This is a genomic window from Actinoplanes sp. NPDC048791, assembly GCF_040650095.1.
GTDB lineage: Bacteria > Actinomycetota > Actinomycetes > Mycobacteriales > Micromonosporaceae > Actinoplanes.
In genome coordinates this window covers 1-1,545 of sequence record NZ_JBEZGQ010001498.1, presented here as the reverse complement: position 1 = coordinate 1,545, position 1,545 = coordinate 1, and the positions used below count along the sequence as shown (strand labels likewise).

The following is a 1,545-nucleotide window of genomic DNA, read 5'->3' as shown; positions in this document are numbered from 1 at the left end:
TCCGCGCCCCCCGGCGCGGCCTCGCGGGCAGCCTCCACCCGGGCCACGTGGGCAGCGTCCGCCGGGGCCACGCGGGCAGCCTCCGGCAGAGCGCCGGGGGCCGGGAGGCCGATCAGGTCGGCGGCCAGGCCGGCGCGTGCGGCGATCTCCGGATCGCCCTCGGCCAGCTCCACGAAGGCCTCGGCCGCCACCGGGTCCGGGCTCACCATCATCCGGCGGATCAGATCCGCGGCGGCCGCCATCGCCGGCCGCCGGGCCCCCAGCGGATCCGACGGCCATTCCGCGGTGGCCACCAGCTCAGCGCTCGGGTTGGTCGCGTCGGCCGCCGGCTCCGGGGTCCATTCCTCGACCACGCCGGCACCGTCCAGGCAGGTCGCCCGGATCTCCTGGAGGAAGACGGACGGACCGCGCGGCTTCTTCACACCGTCGCCCCACCAGTAGCCGGAGCAGAGCAGCAACCGCCGGGGCCGGGTCACCGCCACGTACGCCAGCCGGCGCTCCTCCCGCTCGTCGTGCTCACGCCAGGCCTTGCTGAACGTCGTCAGCGCCCCGGCCACGTCCTTCTGATCCGCCGCCGCGGACAGGTCCAGCGCCGGCAGGCCGTCGGAGTCGCCCCGCAGCGGGAACGGCAGCACCCCGATGCCCATCAGGAAGTGGTCGGAGCCCCGGGTCATCCCCGGCCACACGCCCTTGGTCAGGCCCGCGACCGCCACCACGTCCCACTCCAGGCCCTTGGCCGCGTGCGCGGTCAGGATCTGCACCGCGCCCTCGACCACGTCGACCTGGCCCGGGGTGAGGCCGCGTTCCTCCTCCTCGGCCGCGGCCAGGAAGGCCAGGAAGCCCGCGAGCGTGCCGCCGTCCGTGTCCCCCGCATACCGGGCCGCCACGTCACCGAGGGCGTCCAGGTGGCCGCGGGCCAGGCCCGCGTCGCCCGCGCCCCAGCCGCGGACGGCCACCTCGACGTCGAGGCCGATGGTGCGTTCGATGTCGGCGACCAGGTCCGGCAGCGGCTGGTCTAGGCGGTGCCGCAACTCGGCCATCTCCCTGCTGTACGCCCGCAGCCGCGCATATCCCTCCTGCGAGTACTGCTGGGGCGCGCCGAGGTCCGCCATCGCCTCGACCAGGGTGGCGTCGTCCAGCCGGTCCGAGACGATGTCCTCGGGCTCGTCGCCGGTCGTCGCGGCCACCCGGGCCGCGGCGATGGCCCGGGCGCGGCGATGCAACGCGACCAGGTCACGCGGGCCGATCCGCCAGCGGGCCCCGGTCAGCAGGCGCAACAGGGCGGCGCCGTCCGTCGGGTCGGCGAGCACCCGCAGCGTGCAGACGACGTCGCGTACCTCCGGGGTGTCGAGCAGGCCGCCCAGGCCGACCACCTCGACCGGCAGGCCGCGGGCGCGCAGCGCCTCCTCGATCGCGGCGATCTGGCTGCGGACCCGGACCAGCACCGCGCTGGTCGGGCGTTTCTCCAGCGGGATGTCACCGGGCAGGGCGTCCGGCAGCCGGGCCGCGGCCCGCCAGGCGGCCAGCATGGAGTCGGCGATCCAG

At 76.3% G+C, this 1,545-nt stretch carries 1 protein-coding gene; it reads right to left on the bottom strand.

Annotation, left to right across the window (positions count from 1 at the left end; all coding sequences use genetic code 11):
• A partial coding sequence (locus tag AB0C29_RS47815) for a 3'-5' exonuclease (RefSeq protein WP_360834940.1) occupies positions 1–1,545 on the bottom strand: 1,545 nt, incomplete at both ends.